This is a genomic window from Pseudomonas sp., from assembly GCF_036404235.1.
In the GTDB taxonomy this organism is placed as follows: Bacteria; Pseudomonadota; Gammaproteobacteria; order Pseudomonadales; family Pseudomonadaceae; genus Aquipseudomonas.
In genome coordinates this window covers 1-13,988 of record NZ_DASWOT010000156.1, presented here as the reverse complement: position 1 = coordinate 13,988, position 13,988 = coordinate 1, and the positions used below count along the sequence as shown (strand labels likewise).

Here is a 13,988-nt window from a genome sequence, read left to right as displayed (position 1 = left end):
CAGGTTCAAACCCGCGCATCACGTGAACCACTCTCTCGCGAATGAATTCCTACAGGTCAGGTGCAGTCCATGCGGTAGGAACGAATCTATTCGCGAAGCGTGTTGTCAGGTTCAAAACCCACGCGTCAGGTGAGCCGCCCTCTCGCGAATGAATTCGCTCCTATGTATGGACTCGCCTCCACGGTCAACCCGCTTTTAAACACTGCTACCCGGTTGCATCTATGTATAAGGCCTATTCGAGGAAGCCGTCTTCGGCTTCTGGCCAACATTGGTTCAGCTCGTGGCATGCCAATTACATTCAGGCCTCTAGGGCCAGTAGGAGCGCAGGCATCAATCCACGACGGTCTGACCTGGGGTCAATGTTCTCTAGCAAGGGTTGGAGCGGCTTAACGCCCCGGTGGCAGAACTCGGTGGATCAGTGGCTTATCGCAACCTGGCCATTGCCCGGTTGGCGGCGATAAGTCTGTTCATTCTGTAGCAGCGCCCAGACGATGCGCAGGTTACGGTTCGCTAACCGGACCGCCGACTCCTTGCGTCCCAGACGCCCTAACCAGCGCAGCAGTCGCAGATCATCTGGCTGCTGCGAATCAGGTCGCACTTGCCGCAACACCGAGTGGGCGCCCTGGATCATCAAGCTGCGTATATAGCCATCACCTCGTTTGCTCATCTTGCCCAGACGAACCCGCTCCCCGCTGCTGTTCTGCTCAGGCACCATGCCGAAGTAGGCAGCAAACATGCGTGCATTGGAGAAGCGCTCAGGTTCAGCCTGCTTGGCCAGCAGCGCCGTGGCGATAATCGGACCGATACCGCGCACGGTCATTAGCCGTTTGGCCGTTTTGTCGTCGTTCGCCGCAGTCTCCAGGCGGCCGGTCAAGACGTTGATTCGCTCACCCATGTGGTGCCATTCCCCCAGTAATTCGTCGATCAGTTCGCGCAGCATATCGGGCAACGGCTGGGTAGCATCTTCCAGTACTCGGGGTATTGTTTGGCTGATAGCCACATCGCCCTGGGCCAGAGTAACGCCATGCTCCAAGAGTAAACCGCGCATCTGATTACTGATCGCGGTGCGTCGCCGTATGTAACCCTGTCGGGCGCGATGCAATGCCTGCATGGCCAGCGCTGCGGCACTTTTGATGGGCACTGCCGCAATGTTGCTATCGCGGCCCGCACGCAATATCGCCAGTGCATCGTTGCGATCATTCTTGGCACCGCTGCGATGATTGGCCACCAATCTGGCGGGAAGAATTCGTGCCAGATTGCCCTGACCTTGTAGCTGCCGCGCCCATGCCTGAGCGCCTGGGCCGGTTTCCACGAGCACCACCACCTCTGGCGGCAGTTGACACAGGAACGTATAAAACGCTTCACGCGACTTGATCCGCTCCTCGTAAAGCACTTGGCCAAGGGCATCTTCCCCTGCGACCTGGAAGACGCGTTTGGCAAGATCGACGGCCACTGTTGTGCATGCTGAGAGATCGGAAGAAGACAGAGACTGATTAATCATCGTATTCTTTTTCATGGACTCGCCCTCGCTGTCGTTGGCTTCTTAGACTGCCACCGTGGCGCATTGACGCCTCGGCTTGGGCGAGTCCATCCAATTACAGGTCGTGTTTGCTGCGCGACAGCGCGGCGCGTTGGCGGCGGTCAGTGCAGCTTCATTCTCGGCTCGGTCCCACGTCCGATCCTGCTGCCCAGCATCAACATCGCCGTGCGGAACATCCCATACAGCGCCATTTGATGCATGCGATACAGCGAGATGTAGAACATCCGCGCCAGCCAGCCTTCGAGCATTACACTGCCCGTGAGGTTGCCCATCAAGTTACCCACCGCTGAGAACTTCGACAGCGAGATCAACGAGCCATAATCCTTGTATTGGTATTCGGGTAACGTGCGGCCTTCGATCCTTAGCTTCAGCGACTTCGCCAGCAACGACGCCTGTTGATGCGCCGCCTGCGCGCGTGGCGGTACGTTGCGGTCGGTGCCTTTCATCGGGCAGGACGCGCAGTCACCGAATGCGAAAATATTGTCGTCGCGCGTGGTTTGCAGCGTTGTACGCACCTGCAGCTGGTTGATCCGGTTAGTCTCAAGACCAGCGATGTCCTGCAAAAATGCCGGAGCACGAATGCCCGCCGCCCAGACTTTCAACGTCGCAGGGATCACTTGCCCCGACGCTGTTATCAGCGCGTCAGCAGTAACCTCACTCACCGCCGAATTGGTCAGCACCGTGACACCGAGTTTTTCCAGGGTCTTGTGTACCGGTCCGCCGATGCGTTCAGGCAGAGCCGGTAATACGCGTGGGCCTGCTTCGATGATAGTGATGCGTAGGTTTTCCGGTTTGATCTGGCCCAGCCCATAAGCGGCCAGCTCGTGCGCTGAGTTGTGCAGTTCTGCGGCCAGTTCGACGCCTGTGGCCCCTGCGCCAACAATGGCGATGTTGATCTCTTTAACGGCATCCGTTTGGCTGGCGTGGGCGCGCAGGTAATGATCCAGCAACTGATGATGAAAGCGCTCCGCCTGGATGCGCGTATCAAGAAACAGACAATGCTCCGCCGCGCCTTTGGTCCCGAAATCATTGGTCGTGCTGCCAACGGAAATCACCAGCGAGTCGTAATCCAGGCTGCGATCCGGGACCAGCACATTGCCGTTTTCGTCCAGCGTTGCCGACAGATGAATTTGTTTAGTGTCGCGGTCCAGGCCGCTCATGCGTCCGAGCTGAAAGGTGAAGTGGTTCCACTTGGCCTGGGCCACGTAGTTCAGCTCGTCCTCATAGGAGTTCAACGACCCGGCGGCTACTTCATGCAGCAGTGGTTTCCAGATGTGCGTCAGGTTGGCGTCGACCAGCACCACACTGGCGGTGCCATTTTTGCCAAGGGTTTTACCCAGACGGGTAGCCAGTTCCAAACCACCGGCACCTCCGCCGACGATCACAATACGATGAGTCATGGGGGTATCTCATAAAGCTTAAGGAATTCTGTGTGCTTACATGAGCAGGCGCGAGCGCGAAGCAGCTCATAGCGTCAGATAGCTCAGTAGTCGGCTCAACAGGCCCAGCCCGACTACCACCGCAACCACCACCACAAGGAGCAGCCATGGCCGGAAAGGCCGACGCTCGACTTGGTGCTGAGGGGCTTGAAGGTAGTGTTCGACACGTCGTTGGTCGTCAGGGTTCAGGCGGCTGGTCATAAGAGCCTCTTCATAAACTGATGCCTACGTCGAATACAACGCTGCGGCCCAGATTGGTTCGCAGAAAGTCCGGTGCATCGGGGTGGGCAAACAATACACGGGCAAAGGTCGGGCCGACCAGCGATAAAGAGCGCCAGCCCTGGCGCAGGTATTCAGTGGGCGGCGGAAAATGGCTATTGAGGTCCAGCACTTCGCGCTTGAGGCTGGCGAAGGCGATGATGTCCAGTTCGCTCAGGTCCAGGCCGCGTTCCTGGTAGTTATGGGCTTTCTTTTTCAGGGTCGGTGCCAGTCTGCGCAGCAGTTCGTTGGCAGGAATGCGCTTGGGCTTGGCCTCCCGGCGCACCAATTGGCTGAGCGAAAACGCGCTGCGCCGACGCTGCAATTCTTCGCGCCATTCATCGTTCAGGCGCCGCCCTTCATCAAGCACAAAAAACACCTCGAAGCAGGCGTCACGAAACAACACGTCCGGCGGCTCTTGCCCAGCCGGCAGAAAGTCTTCATTGCGATGGGGTATGTTCAAGCCTTGCAACAGGCGCTGACAAACCCAGCGCTCACGCTCCCACTTGCGCGCATTGGAGAGGAACGCGTTGGCTTGTTCGGCTTGGATCGTCAGAAGACGTAAGTAATCGGAATCATCCATGCGCCCAAGCTTAGCGTTCTGCGGCGCAGAAAAAACCTATCCTTTTGCATAAAGTTTGATTCGTGCGGCATCTGCGTCGAAAACGAATCCTACACATCCCGCTGTTTCCTGAACTGCCCCGGCGGCATGCCGTGGGCGTTGCGAAAGCGCCTTGAAAAGTAAGCTTCGTCGGCGAACCCGCACAGCCGCGCAATTTCTCCTACGGGCTTGGTGCCGTTGAGCAGCAGCGTGCGAGCCAGGTGCATTCTTCGTTCGAGCACCAGTTCACTGAACGTTTTCCCAATCTCCTTGCGTAACCAGTGGGTCAGGTAATTGGGCGAAAGAAACGCCGCCGACGCTGCTTTTTTCAGGCTCAGGTCCGGGTCGCTGAGGTTCTTGCGGACATACTCGGACATCCGCGCCAACGCATCGCGGCGGCTACGTTCGGCGGCGTTGTCATCGGCCAGGGTCTTGATCGGTTCGGCAAAGCGCTCGCAGACGGTGCCGATCAGTTGCAGCAGACAACCCTTGAGGATTTCACGGGTGCCGAACTGACGTTGTTGGTCCAGCCTGCGCATGCGTTGCAATAGCGCATGCACTTCGGTGAAATCCGCGTCGTCGAGGATGTAATCGAGGCTCTCCTGAAATCGAAACGGCGACAGCTCTGGGGCAAGCGAAATCGGCACGTCTTCGAGGTCCAGCGGGTCGCACTGTAATTGCGGCAGCAGGAAGGTCTGGGCGAAGTTGATCAGCAAAAAATTACCATCGTCCGGGTGCGGGATCAGGTGCAGTTTGTGCGGAAGAATAAACGCCAGGGCATGGCGCGGAAACGGGCGCACCACGCCGCCAATGTGCTGAACCGTGTCGCCACCCAGGTTGATTTGAATCTGAAAGTATTCGTGCCGGTGCGGGCCAGGTTCGGCGCTACGGGCGTGCTTGTCACGGATATAGAAGTCGGGTCGTTCGCTGCGTTGTTGCATGCCGTAGGTAGGCACTTGAGTCGCTGAATTCATCAATCGGTACCTCGGGTCCAAAGCGTGGCCAGGTGAAGTGTCCCCTGTTTGGCCATTCGACGCATAGAGAGTGATGTGTTCATTCATCTCGCCGTGACTCGAATATTGTCAGATGTCCTATGACTTTGTGCGGCAGTCTATCTCCACGAGTCATCAGCCAGAGTCCAAAAACGCAACATCGATAAATAATTAATGAAAGGCTTTAGTTAGGTAGTTCCAGAGCATTTTTTGGTGATATTCGCTGGGTGAGTGGGTGGCGTTTTTTTTGGATAAATTTTAACAACGCGAAGGCTAAATCCAAAAATGATCTAAGCGCATTCTTGTGTTTGCACAGTTGTACGATAACTTAGGGTTGTTTTTCCGACATCAATAAAAATAATGAGGAACTCTCATGTCGAGCACCCCTGATATTCAGGCGGTCGACGTCCGTGTCGCCGCACCCGCTGGCATCGCACCGGCTCGTCTTCCTTCGCGCCGTCGTTGGTTCATGCTGTCGCTGTTGTTGATCGCCACCATCATCAACTACGTCGACCGCGTGAACATCTCCATTGCAGCACCGTTCATGGCCAAGGATCTTGGGCTGGATAAGGTCGAGATGGGGCTTATCTTCTCCGCATTCGCCTGGACCTACTCCTTTGCGTTGGTGCCTGCGGGCTTCATCGCTGATCGATTTGGCTCTCGACTGACTTATGGCGCCTCGCTGATCTCATGGTCTGCCGTCACGGTGTGCCAAGGGTTCGTCGGCGGTTTTGCCTCGCTGTTCGGTCTGCGTCTGGCAATTGGCGCAATGGAAGCCCCGGCGTTCCCGGCCAACAGCCGCGCGGTCACCGTCTGGTTCCCTGCCAGAGAACGCGGGATGGCCAGCAGTATTTATGTCTGCGGCCAATACCTGGGCACCGCGTTATTTACGGGCGCGTTGCTATGGCTGGCGACCACTTATGACTGGCGTCATGTGTTCTACAGCACCGGCATCGTTGGGATTGTGTTCGGTATTGCCTGGCTCTACCTGTACCGCGATCCGCTGTTCTGCAAGAAAGTCAGTAAGGAAGAACTGCAATACATCGAAGACGGTGGTGGCCTGGTTAAAAGCAGCAAGGACAAGAACAGATTCAAGTGGGCACAAATAGCCGAGTTGCTGAAGTACCGGCAGATCTGGGCAATTTGCATCGGCAAGTTCGCCAGCACTTCGGCGTTGTACTTCTTCCTCACCTGGTTCCCGACGTACTTGATTGAAGAGCGTCACCTGACCATGGTCAAGGCTGGCATTTTCGCAGTGTTGCCGTTCATTGGTGCGACAGTCGGCGTGCTTCTGGCCGGGATCATTGCTGACATCATGATTCGCCGTGGATTCTCGCTATCGTTCTCTCGCAAGCTGCCGTTGGTGGTCGGATCGGCGCTCGGCATGTCGATCATGCTGGTCAACTTCACTGACTCCAACGAGGTGTGCATTGCGCTGCTGACCATTGCCTTCTTCGCACAGGGCATCGCGTCATCTTCGTGGGCTGCTGTGTCGGAAATCGCACCGAAGGAACTGATCGGCCTGACAGGCGGGGTGACTAGTCTGGCGGCGAACATTGGCGGGATCGTCACGCCGATTGTCATTGGCCAAATCCTTCACCTTACCGGCTCGTTCGCCTACGCCTTCTGGTTTATTGGGGGTGTCGCACTGTTGGGGACGCTGTCTTATTCGCTGTTACTGGGCAAGATATATCGCATCGAATTGAAAGCGCAGTAACGCAAACAGAGTGTGTGTGACGTTATGCCCTTGTGGGCAAAGGTGTACGCAAGTACGCCTTTTTTATGCGCTGTATTGGCCCGGTTTACTCCAGTTTTAACACCGCTTTGTCCAACTTTGGTCATTGCCAATCCCGTAGGCTGACTACCAATGAGTGAGCGTTTCAAGGAGCCACAATGATCAATTATGTGTTTGCGCCGGGTCTGGTCCGTAGCCTGCCAGTTAGCAACAGCGATGCACGCTTTCCGGTGGCCCGAGTGTTTTGTCTCGGTCGCAATTATCACTGGGGCGACTCATTGAATGAGCCAAGGGAAATGCCTGCGTTTTTCATGAAGCCTGCAACCTCGGTGATCGATGCCAGCGGTGAGCTGGATTTTCCACCGTTGACTGAGCAGTTCTGTCACGAAATCGAATTGGTCGTCGCCATCGGCAAAGACGGTTTCGAGATCACTGAGGAGGATGCGCTGGATCACGTCTGGGGATACGCCGCCGGACTGGACCTCACCCGCCGTGATCTACAGATGGCTGCCAAAGCTGTGGGGCAACCCTGGGAGGCGGCCAAGGCGTTCGACGGTTCGGCACCGATCAGCCCGATTCAACCTGCAAGCCTGCTGGGGCATCCGACTCAGGGTGCGTTGTGGTTAAGCGTCAACGGCATCGAGCGTCAGCGCTCGGACCTTGAAAGCCAGATATGGTCGGTTGGCGAAATCGTCAGTCGGCTCTCCCGTTCCGTGCGCCTGATGGCTGGCGACCTGATCATGACCGGCACACCAGCGGGCGTGGACGCTCTGCAATCGGGCGATGTGATCACCGCCGGTATCGCCGGTATCGGCCAATTTGAAGTACGTGTTGGCAATCGTCGCGCGAGCTGACGCAGCCAGCACCTCAAATCCAAAAAAGGAGACATAACAATGACTGACAATTCACTCCCGAAAATCGCTTTGGTCACGGGTGCGGGCAGCGGTATTGGTCGTGCGGTGGCCTTGGGCCTGCTGGCTGATGGCTACAAGGTCGTGGTGACAGGTCGGCGTCTGGAGCCGCTGCAAGCGTTGGTTGCGCTGGCGGCTGAGCAGGGCGGCGAAGCACTGGCGGTGTCCACCGATGTCCGTGATCCGGCCAGTGTCGAGGCATTGTTCGCCACTATCGAAGAGGTGTACGGCCGCGTCGATGTGGTGTTCAACAACGCAGGCGTCAACGCTCCCGCCGTGCCGATGGACGAACTGCCCATCGAGAAGTGGCTGAGTGTGATTGAAACCAACGTCACGGGTGTCTTTTTGTGCAGCCGTGGCGCGTTCGGTCTGATGCGCAAGCAATCGCCGCAGGGCGGTCGCATCATCAACAACGGTTCGATTTCTGCCCATACGCCGCGGCCATTCACCGCGCCCTACACCGCCAGTAAGCATGCGGTATCGGGTTTGACCAAAAGCATCGCGCTCGATGGCCGCGAGTTCAACATTGCGTGCAGCCAGATCGATATTGGCAATGCGCTGACCGAACTGTCTGTGCGCATGACCAAGGGCGTACGCCAGGCCAATGGCGAGATCGCCGTGGAGCCGATGATCGACGTCAAGCACATCGCCGACGCCGTGCGCTACATCGCCAATCTGCCGCTCTCGGCGAATGTGCTGAACATGACTGTCATGGCCACCAACATGCCATTTGTTGGCCGCGGCTGATCTGCCATCTCAAAGCGAGCGAAATCACGATGAAACCGGAAATTCTGCAACTCAGCCCAATCCTGATCCCCGAAATCAACGCCCGGCTGAACGAGCTGTACACCGTACGTCCTTACTTCCAGCAAACCGACAAAGCGGCGTATTTGCGTGAGCATGGCGCCAACATTCGGGGCGTCGTGACGGGCGGTCACACCGGGATCACCCGCGAGGTGATGGAGCAATTGCCCTTGGTCGAAGTGATCGCAGTGAACGGCGTAGGTACTGATGCGGTGGACCTGGCTTACGCGCGCGATCGTGGCATCCATGTCACGGCCACAATCGGCGCACTGACCGAAGATGTGGCAGACTTGGCCGTCGGTCTGTTGATTTCGACCTGTCGCGGCCTGAACACTGCTGACCGTTACGTGCGCAGCTGCGCTTGGCCAAAAAGCCCCACGCCTTTGGCGCCGATTCCCCTTGCACGGCAATTTAGCGGCATGCGCATCGGAATCGTCGGCCTCGGACGCGTAGGACGCGCTGTCGCCACCCGTGCGGCAGCATTCGGTTGCCCGATCAGCTACACCGACCTGCGCGCGATGGATGACGTGCCGTATACCTTCGTCGCCGACTTGACCGAGCTTGCGCGGCAAAGCGATGCGTTGATCGTGGCAGCGGCAGCCGACAAGGCCAAAGGCATTATCAATGCCCAGGTATTGGCGGCGTTAGGCGCAGAAGGTTATTTGATCAATGTGGCACGCGGCAGTCTGGTCAATGAGCCGGATCTGGTCGCTGCGCTCAAGGCCGGGTCGATTGCAGGCGCAGGACTGGACGTGTTCGTTGATGAGCCGAATGTGCCCACCGAGCTGTTCGAGCTGGAAACCGTCGTCCTGCAACCGCACCGCGCCAGCGCCACGGTGCAAACGCGCACGCGCATGGGGGAAATGGTGCTGGCGAGTCTGGCGCAGGGGCTGGCAGGCAAACGGCCGGCGGCTGCGGTGCAGTAATTTAATTGTTGGATGCTGGAGCAAAGTAGCGTTGCCGACTCAGGCTGGCTTTTCCACCGCCAGCTCTGCCACCAGAAAATCAATGAACGCCCGGGTCTTCAGCGGCACGCGTCTGGCCGAGGGATACACGGCGTTGATGGTAATCGCGGGGGCCTTCCAATCGCACAGCACTGGCACCAGCCGTCCTTCGGCTAACGCTTTCTCGATGATGAAGTCAGGCAGCAGCGCAATGCCCATTCCCGCCTGCGCTGCCTGACACAGGATGTCACCGTTGTTGGCATGCAACGGCCCGGTCACCTGCACACGCTGGGTTTCCTTGCCGTTGCTCAATTGCAGGCTGACCCCGCTTTGCAGATAGCCGTAACTCAGGCATTTGTGCATCGTCAGGTCACGTGGCGTCTGCGGCTTGCCTTCACGCGCCAGGTATTCAGGCGACGCCACCATGATCCTGGGTGCGGGTGCCAGCGAGCGCGCCACCATCGAGGAGTCCGGCAGGCTGGCGATGCGGATGGTTACGTCGAACCCGCCCTTCACCGGATCGACTTGCTGGTCGCTGAGCACCAGTTGCAATTCGACGCCGGGATGCAGCTCATGAAATTTCGGGATCAGCGGGCCCAGACGGCTCAAGCCGAATGACATCGGCGCGTTGACCCGCAACACACCACGAATTTCTCCCAACCCGGTACGCGCACGCTGCTCGGCTTCATCCACCGAGGCCAGCACTTCACGACAGGCTTCGTAGTATTCGGCCCCAGCTTCTGTGAGATGCAGGCTGCGGGTAGTGCGTTGTAGCAACTGCACGCCGATGGCCTCTTCCAGCGCCTGAATCTGTTTGCTGACTTTCGAGCGTGGTACGTCCAACGCACGGGCGGCTGCGGCAAACCCGTTTTGGTTAACGGTCGTCACGAAGGTGCGCATGCATTCAATGCGGTCCATCGGTGTCCCCATAATAGAAACAATGAGTCTCAAGTTTAGGGAATTGTTTCGATATCTGCCAGCCCGTACATTGACTCCCAAGCCAGCAAGCAGCGCTCAAGCGAGCGAAGCGGCCACCCCCAATGACCTAGCCATTATTTAAAGGACCATCCCATGTCTATCCGCGAACTGCTGAACCCAACCAACTCCGCGCTGATCCTCATCGACCACCAGCCGCAAATGGCTTTCGGCGTGCAGTCGATTGATCGTCAAACCCTGAAGAACAACACCGTCGGTTTGGCCAAGGCGGCCAAAATCTTCAACGTGCCGACCGTCCTCACCTCGGTTGAAACCAAGAGTTTCAGCGGTTTTATCTGGCCGGAATTGCTCGGTGTGTTCCCGGATCAACAACCCATCGAACGCACCTCGATGAACTCCTGGGAAGACAAAAAGCTGGTAGAAGCAGTCAAGGCCACCGGCCGCAAGAAGCTGATCATCGCGGCACTGTGGACTGAGGTTTGCCTGAACTTCCCGACGCTGGACGCACTGGCCGAAGGTTACGAGGTGTACATCGTCACCGACGCTTCGGGCGGCACCACCAAAGAAGCGCACGACATGTCAGTACAGCGCATGATTCAGGCCGGCGCGGTGCCGGTGACCTGGCAACAAGTACTGCTCGAATTCCAGCGCGACTGGGCTCACAAAGAGACTTACGAAGCGGTGATGGAATTGGTACTCGAGCACAGCGGTGCGTATGGCATGGGCGTCGATTATGCCTACACCATGGTGCATGGCGCGCCGCAGCGTCAGGTGGGTTGATCGGCATCATCGAGTGACTGAAAAATCGCCTCGCGGGCTTGCTCGCGGGGCGGTTTTACATTCTCCGGATAGTTAATGGCCAAACTGCAAAATCCAACAAATGCCGCGTTCGCTGCGCGACGGGTGAATGGCTGCCGATCTTTCGGCGGTCTAGACTCCTGAGCACCCGAACTCAAAAATCCACCATCATGATCGGCGCCGACGTTCTCAGCCCGCAAACGATGATCCTCGCTTGGATGCTGTACGTCCCGGTGTTGTGCTGGGCGTTATGGCGTTCGCCGTGGGTTGAGCTGTTCACGGACAGCCGCCGTCAGCATCTGTTGTTGGGCACGGTGTTCGCGCTGTTTCTGTTGTGGCTGGTGCGGCGTGATTTCGACACGGGCGTTTCGTATCACTTCATCGGCATGACCGCTGTCACGCTGTTGCTCGACTGGCCTTTGGCGCTGGTCGGTGGTTGGGTGGCTCAGTTGGGTTTGCTTGCGTTGGGACGTCAGGATCTTGTAGCGCTAGGCGTCAATGGCCTGCTGTTTATCGGGCTGCCTGTCCTGATTACCGAAACCTGCTCCATCGTCGTCGAGCGCGCCCAGCCGAAAAATCCCTTCGTCTACATTTTCTGCTCTGGCTTCCTCGCTGCAGCGTTGTCGGCGCTGATATGCCTGCTGGCGGCGATGGGTTTGCTGTGGTTCGAGGGGATTTTTGCGATGCCCGAATGGCTGTGGGATTTTGTCGGCTATCTGTGGCTGATCGTCTTTCCCGAGGCATTCATCAACGGGATGGTGATTTCGGCGCTGGTGGTGTTTTGCCCACAGTGGCTGGAAACGTTCAACCGCACACGCTATTTGTCGGCGCCGTGGAAGGACGATGGCGCCTGATATTGAGGCATCAGGCGCCGCGTTCGATCAATGCTGGCGAGGGTCGAAATCGCCGGAGAACAGTTCGTCTTCAGCGTCCGGCGCCACCGGAATCGCATGTTCTTCGGACGCCCAGGCGCCGAGGTCGATCAGCTTGCAACGGTCAGAGCAGAACGGCCGGAAGGTGTTTTCGGGCTTCCATTCCACCGGGGCGCCGCAGGTTGGGCAATCGACGGTTATTGGTTGGCTCATGATGGGCCTCCACACAAAGTTAGATAAAAATGATGCAGTCGCTCGACTTCGCTTTTCAACCAGGCTTGGTCGCGGTCGTTGACGATCACATCGTCGGCGTGGCTGAGCCGGTATTCACGGCTGGCCTGCGTCTTGAGGATCGCCTTGACCTGTTCAGCGTTGCTGTTGTCGCGGGCGATCGTGCGTTGAATCTGGATGTCTTCTGGTACATCGATCACCAGAATCCGTTTCACCATCGAGTGCTGGGTGGTTTCCAGCAACAATGGCGACACCAAAATCGCATACGGCGACTTGGCTTTGGCCAGATACGCGTTGATTTCCTCGCGAATCAGCGGGTGCAACAAGCGTTCAAGCCACGCGCGTTGCTCAGGGTCCTTGAAGATCAGCTCACGCAACGCGGCGCGATTCAGCGTCCCGTCCGCTTGCAACACCTCAGTGCCGAAGTGCTCGGCGATCTGTGCCAGTGCCGGGCGCCCCGGCTCAACCACCCAGCGCGCCGCCTGATCGGCGTCCACCAAATGAACGCCCAGATCGACGAAGCACTGCGCGGCTGCGCTCTTGCCACTGCCGATACCACCGGTCAGGCCAAGAATCCAGGGTTTTGAAGCTGTTTGGGTCATCTGAAACCGGCGATCTGCAAATACGAAGTGGTTATTTGATCACCCCAGAGCAAAGCGATCCACCCCGCAATCGCCAGATAAGGACCAAAGGGGATGGGCGTGCTGGTTTCGACATTGCGCAAGCGCAGCATGATCAGGCCGAGAACGGCGCCGACCAGCGATGACAGTAAAATCGTCAACGGTAAAATCTGCCAGCCACCCCAGGCGCCGAGCATCGCCAGCAACTTGAAGTCGCCATAGCCCATGCCTTCCTTGCCGGTCACCAACTTGAACAACCAGAACACCACCCACAGCACCAGATAACCGGCCACCGCACCCCACAGCGCATCGGTCAACGACGTGAACAGACCGAACGCGTTGACGATCAAGCCCAACCACAGCAGCGGCAACACGATAGCGTCCGGCAGCAACTGATGATCGGCGTCGATCAGGCTCATCGCCAACAAACCCCAACTCAACACCAGCATCGCACCAGCCTGCCAACCAAAACCGAAATGCCAGGCAATGAACGCCGACAATAGCCCGCAGGCCAACTCCACCAGCGGATAGCGCCTGCTGATTGGCGCTTTGCAGCCCGAACATTTGCCGCCGAGCAACAGATAACTGAGCACCGGCAGGTTCTCCCACGCACGGATCTTGTGCGCGCAATGCGGGCAGCGAGAGTGAGGCAGCAGCAGGTTGAAGGTTTCGGTTTTTGGCTCTGCCGGCAACTCCAACATCTCACGCGCCTGAACTTTCCAGTCGCGCATCAGCATGATGGGCAAGCGATAGACGACAACGTTGAGGAAACTGCCAACCAAAAGGCCTAAAACCAGCGTGCATAAAACAAAGGCCAGCAGGGAGCTGGCCAACAAGTCGAGTACGGGCATGGGTTAGACGACACTTCCGAGTTTGAAGATGGGCAAGTACATCGCGATAACCAGACCGCCGACGATAACACCGAGCACGGCCATGATCATGGGCTCCATCAGGCTGGTCAAGCTGTCGACCATGTTGTCGACTTCGTCTTCATAGTAGGTCGCGACTTTGTCGAGCATCGAGTCCAGTGCGCCGGATTCTTCACCGATGGCGGTCATCTGGACGGCCAGCATGGGGAACACGCCAGTGCTACGCATCGAGAAGTTCAACTGCATACCGGTTGAGACGTCCTGTTTGACTTTGTTGACGGCGTTTTTGAAGATGATGTTGCCGGTCGCGCCCGCTACGGAGTCCAAAGCCTCAACGAGAGGGACGCCCGCTGCGAAGGTGGTGGCGAGGGTTCGGGCGTAACGGGCGACTGCGGATTTGTATAAGAGCGGGCCGATGATGGGTATTTTTAGTAGTGC

Annotated in this window: 16 protein-coding genes; 6 read left to right on the top strand and 10 right to left on the bottom strand. The window is 57.7% G+C overall.

The window, feature by feature from the left end; translation table 11 throughout:
- Window positions 1-415: 415 nt before the first annotated feature.
- The 5 genes from VGC62_RS19740 to VGC62_RS19720 all read right to left on the bottom strand — a co-directional run bounded on the left by VGC62_RS19740 (window position 416) and on the right by VGC62_RS19720 (window position 4,812).
- A complete protein-coding gene (locus tag VGC62_RS19740) occupies window positions 416-1,501 on the bottom strand; it encodes an IS110 family transposase (protein ID WP_331188768.1) in 1,086 nt (361 codons plus the stop codon).
- A 140-nt stretch (window positions 1,502-1,641) separates the two neighbouring features.
- On the bottom strand, window positions 1,642-2,940 hold the full coding sequence (locus VGC62_RS19735; RefSeq protein ID WP_331188766.1) for an NAD(P)/FAD-dependent oxidoreductase: 1,299 nt from the start codon (window positions 2,938-2,940) through the stop codon (window positions 1,642-1,644).
- Between the two features lie 66 nt (window positions 2,941-3,006).
- The gene (locus VGC62_RS19730; protein ID WP_331188765.1) at window positions 3,007-3,180 is read right to left on the bottom strand and encodes a DUF3094 family protein; all 174 of its coding nucleotides are present in this window, start codon (window positions 3,178-3,180) and stop codon (window positions 3,007-3,009) included.
- A 10-nt stretch (window positions 3,181-3,190) separates the two neighbouring features.
- Complete coding sequence (locus VGC62_RS19725) at window positions 3,191-3,820, bottom strand: DUF1780 domain-containing protein (RefSeq protein ID WP_331188764.1); 630 nt, start codon at window positions 3,818-3,820, stop codon at window positions 3,191-3,193.
- Between the two features lie 89 nt (window positions 3,821-3,909).
- A complete protein-coding gene (locus VGC62_RS19720; protein WP_331188763.1) occupies window positions 3,910-4,812 on the bottom strand; it encodes a helix-turn-helix transcriptional regulator in 903 nt (300 codons plus the stop codon).
- A 391-nt stretch (window positions 4,813-5,203) separates the two neighbouring features.
- Between VGC62_RS19720 and VGC62_RS19715 the strand changes: the two genes are divergently transcribed.
- The 4 genes from VGC62_RS19715 to VGC62_RS19700 all read left to right on the top strand — a co-directional run bounded on the left by VGC62_RS19715 (window position 5,204) and on the right by VGC62_RS19700 (window position 9,206).
- Window positions 5,204-6,547, top strand: coding sequence for an MFS transporter (locus tag VGC62_RS19715; protein WP_349257084.1), 1,344 nt, complete (start codon window positions 5,204-5,206; stop codon window positions 6,545-6,547).
- A 176-nt stretch (window positions 6,548-6,723) separates the two neighbouring features.
- A complete protein-coding gene (locus VGC62_RS19710; RefSeq protein ID WP_331188762.1) occupies window positions 6,724-7,419 on the top strand; it encodes a fumarylacetoacetate hydrolase family protein in 696 nt (231 codons plus the stop codon).
- A gap of 39 nt (window positions 7,420-7,458) precedes the next feature.
- Window positions 7,459-8,223: an SDR family oxidoreductase gene (locus VGC62_RS19705; protein WP_331188761.1), complete on the top strand. Its 765-nt coding sequence runs from the start codon at window positions 7,459-7,461 to the stop codon at window positions 8,221-8,223.
- Window positions 8,224-8,252: 29 nt separating this feature from the next.
- A complete protein-coding gene (locus VGC62_RS19700) occupies window positions 8,253-9,206 on the top strand; it encodes a 2-hydroxyacid dehydrogenase (protein ID WP_331188760.1) in 954 nt (317 codons plus the stop codon).
- 39 nt (window positions 9,207-9,245) lie between these two features.
- On the opposite strand, the gene VGC62_RS19695 is transcribed toward VGC62_RS19700, so the two are convergent.
- Window positions 9,246-10,142 carry a LysR family transcriptional regulator gene (locus tag VGC62_RS19695; protein WP_331188759.1) on the bottom strand — a complete coding sequence of 299 codons (897 nt, stop codon included), beginning with the start codon at window positions 10,140-10,142 and terminating at the stop codon, window positions 9,246-9,248.
- A 153-nt stretch (window positions 10,143-10,295) separates the two neighbouring features.
- On the opposite strand from VGC62_RS19695, the gene VGC62_RS19690 reads away from it, so the two are divergent.
- Together VGC62_RS19690 and VGC62_RS19685 are read left to right on the top strand one after the other, a co-directional pair.
- Window positions 10,296-10,940, top strand: a complete 645-nt coding sequence (locus VGC62_RS19690) for a hydrolase (protein WP_331188758.1) — start codon at window positions 10,296-10,298, stop codon at window positions 10,938-10,940.
- Window positions 10,941-11,128: 188 nt separating this feature from the next.
- On the top strand, window positions 11,129-11,812 hold the full coding sequence (locus VGC62_RS19685) for an energy-coupling factor ABC transporter permease (RefSeq protein WP_331188757.1): 684 nt from the start codon (window positions 11,129-11,131) through the stop codon (window positions 11,810-11,812).
- A 27-nt stretch (window positions 11,813-11,839) separates the two neighbouring features.
- Here the strand turns inward: VGC62_RS19685 and yacG are convergent, their stop codons facing one another.
- From yacG to VGC62_RS19665, 4 genes are all read right to left on the bottom strand, one after another.
- Complete coding sequence (gene yacG, locus VGC62_RS19680; RefSeq protein WP_331188756.1) at window positions 11,840-12,043, bottom strand: DNA gyrase inhibitor YacG; 204 nt, start codon at window positions 12,041-12,043, stop codon at window positions 11,840-11,842.
- Window positions 12,040-12,663 carry a dephospho-CoA kinase gene (gene coaE / locus VGC62_RS19675; protein ID WP_331188755.1) on the bottom strand — a complete coding sequence of 208 codons (624 nt, stop codon included), beginning with the start codon at window positions 12,661-12,663 and terminating at the stop codon, window positions 12,040-12,042. Before coaE ends, yacG begins: the two co-directional genes overlap by 4 nt.
- Window positions 12,660-13,532 (bottom strand): A24 family peptidase, encoded by an 873-nt coding sequence (locus VGC62_RS19670; RefSeq protein WP_331188754.1) that lies wholly within the window; start codon window positions 13,530-13,532, stop codon window positions 12,660-12,662. Before VGC62_RS19670 ends, coaE begins: the two co-directional genes overlap by 4 nt.
- A gap of 3 nt (window positions 13,533-13,535) precedes the next feature.
- Window positions 13,536-13,988, bottom strand: a 453-nt coding sequence (locus VGC62_RS19665) for a type II secretion system F family protein (RefSeq protein WP_331188753.1), incomplete at its 5' end; no start/stop codon positions are given.

What these genes read in the sequence shown, in the direction of transcription:
- VGC62_RS19740 (WP_331188768.1), bottom strand. Translation starts at nt 1,501, where the DNA reads ATGATTAATCAGTCTCTGTCTTCTTCCGATCTCTCAGCATGCACAACA.
- VGC62_RS19735 (WP_331188766.1), bottom strand. Translation starts at nt 2,940, where the DNA reads ATGACTCATCGTATTGTGATCGTCGGCGGAGGTGCCGGTGGTTTGGAA.
- VGC62_RS19730 (WP_331188765.1), bottom strand. Translation starts at nt 3,180, where the DNA reads ATGACCAGCCGCCTGAACCCTGACGACCAACGACGTGTCGAACACTAC.
- VGC62_RS19725 (WP_331188764.1), bottom strand. Translation starts at nt 3,820, where the DNA reads ATGGATGATTCCGATTACTTACGTCTTCTGACGATCCAAGCCGAACAA.
- VGC62_RS19720 (WP_331188763.1), bottom strand. Translation starts at nt 4,812, where the DNA reads ATGAATTCAGCGACTCAAGTGCCTACCTACGGCATGCAACAACGCAGC.
- VGC62_RS19715 (WP_349257084.1), top strand. Translation starts at nt 5,204, where the DNA reads ATGTCGAGCACCCCTGATATTCAGGCGGTCGACGTCCGTGTCGCCGCA.
- VGC62_RS19710 (WP_331188762.1), top strand. Translation starts at nt 6,724, where the DNA reads ATGATCAATTATGTGTTTGCGCCGGGTCTGGTCCGTAGCCTGCCAGTT.
- VGC62_RS19705 (WP_331188761.1), top strand. Translation starts at nt 7,459, where the DNA reads ATGACTGACAATTCACTCCCGAAAATCGCTTTGGTCACGGGTGCGGGC.
- VGC62_RS19700 (WP_331188760.1), top strand. Translation starts at nt 8,253, where the DNA reads ATGAAACCGGAAATTCTGCAACTCAGCCCAATCCTGATCCCCGAAATC.
- VGC62_RS19695 (WP_331188759.1), bottom strand. Translation starts at nt 10,142, where the DNA reads ATGGACCGCATTGAATGCATGCGCACCTTCGTGACGACCGTTAACCAA.
- VGC62_RS19690 (WP_331188758.1), top strand. Translation starts at nt 10,296, where the DNA reads ATGTCTATCCGCGAACTGCTGAACCCAACCAACTCCGCGCTGATCCTC.
- VGC62_RS19685 (WP_331188757.1), top strand. Translation starts at nt 11,129, where the DNA reads ATGATCGGCGCCGACGTTCTCAGCCCGCAAACGATGATCCTCGCTTGG.
- yacG (WP_331188756.1), bottom strand. Translation starts at nt 12,043, where the DNA reads ATGAGCCAACCAATAACCGTCGATTGCCCAACCTGCGGCGCCCCGGTG.
- coaE (WP_331188755.1), bottom strand. Translation starts at nt 12,663, where the DNA reads ATGACCCAAACAGCTTCAAAACCCTGGATTCTTGGCCTGACCGGTGGT.
- VGC62_RS19670 (WP_331188754.1), bottom strand. Translation starts at nt 13,532, where the DNA reads ATGCCCGTACTCGACTTGTTGGCCAGCTCCCTGCTGGCCTTTGTTTTA.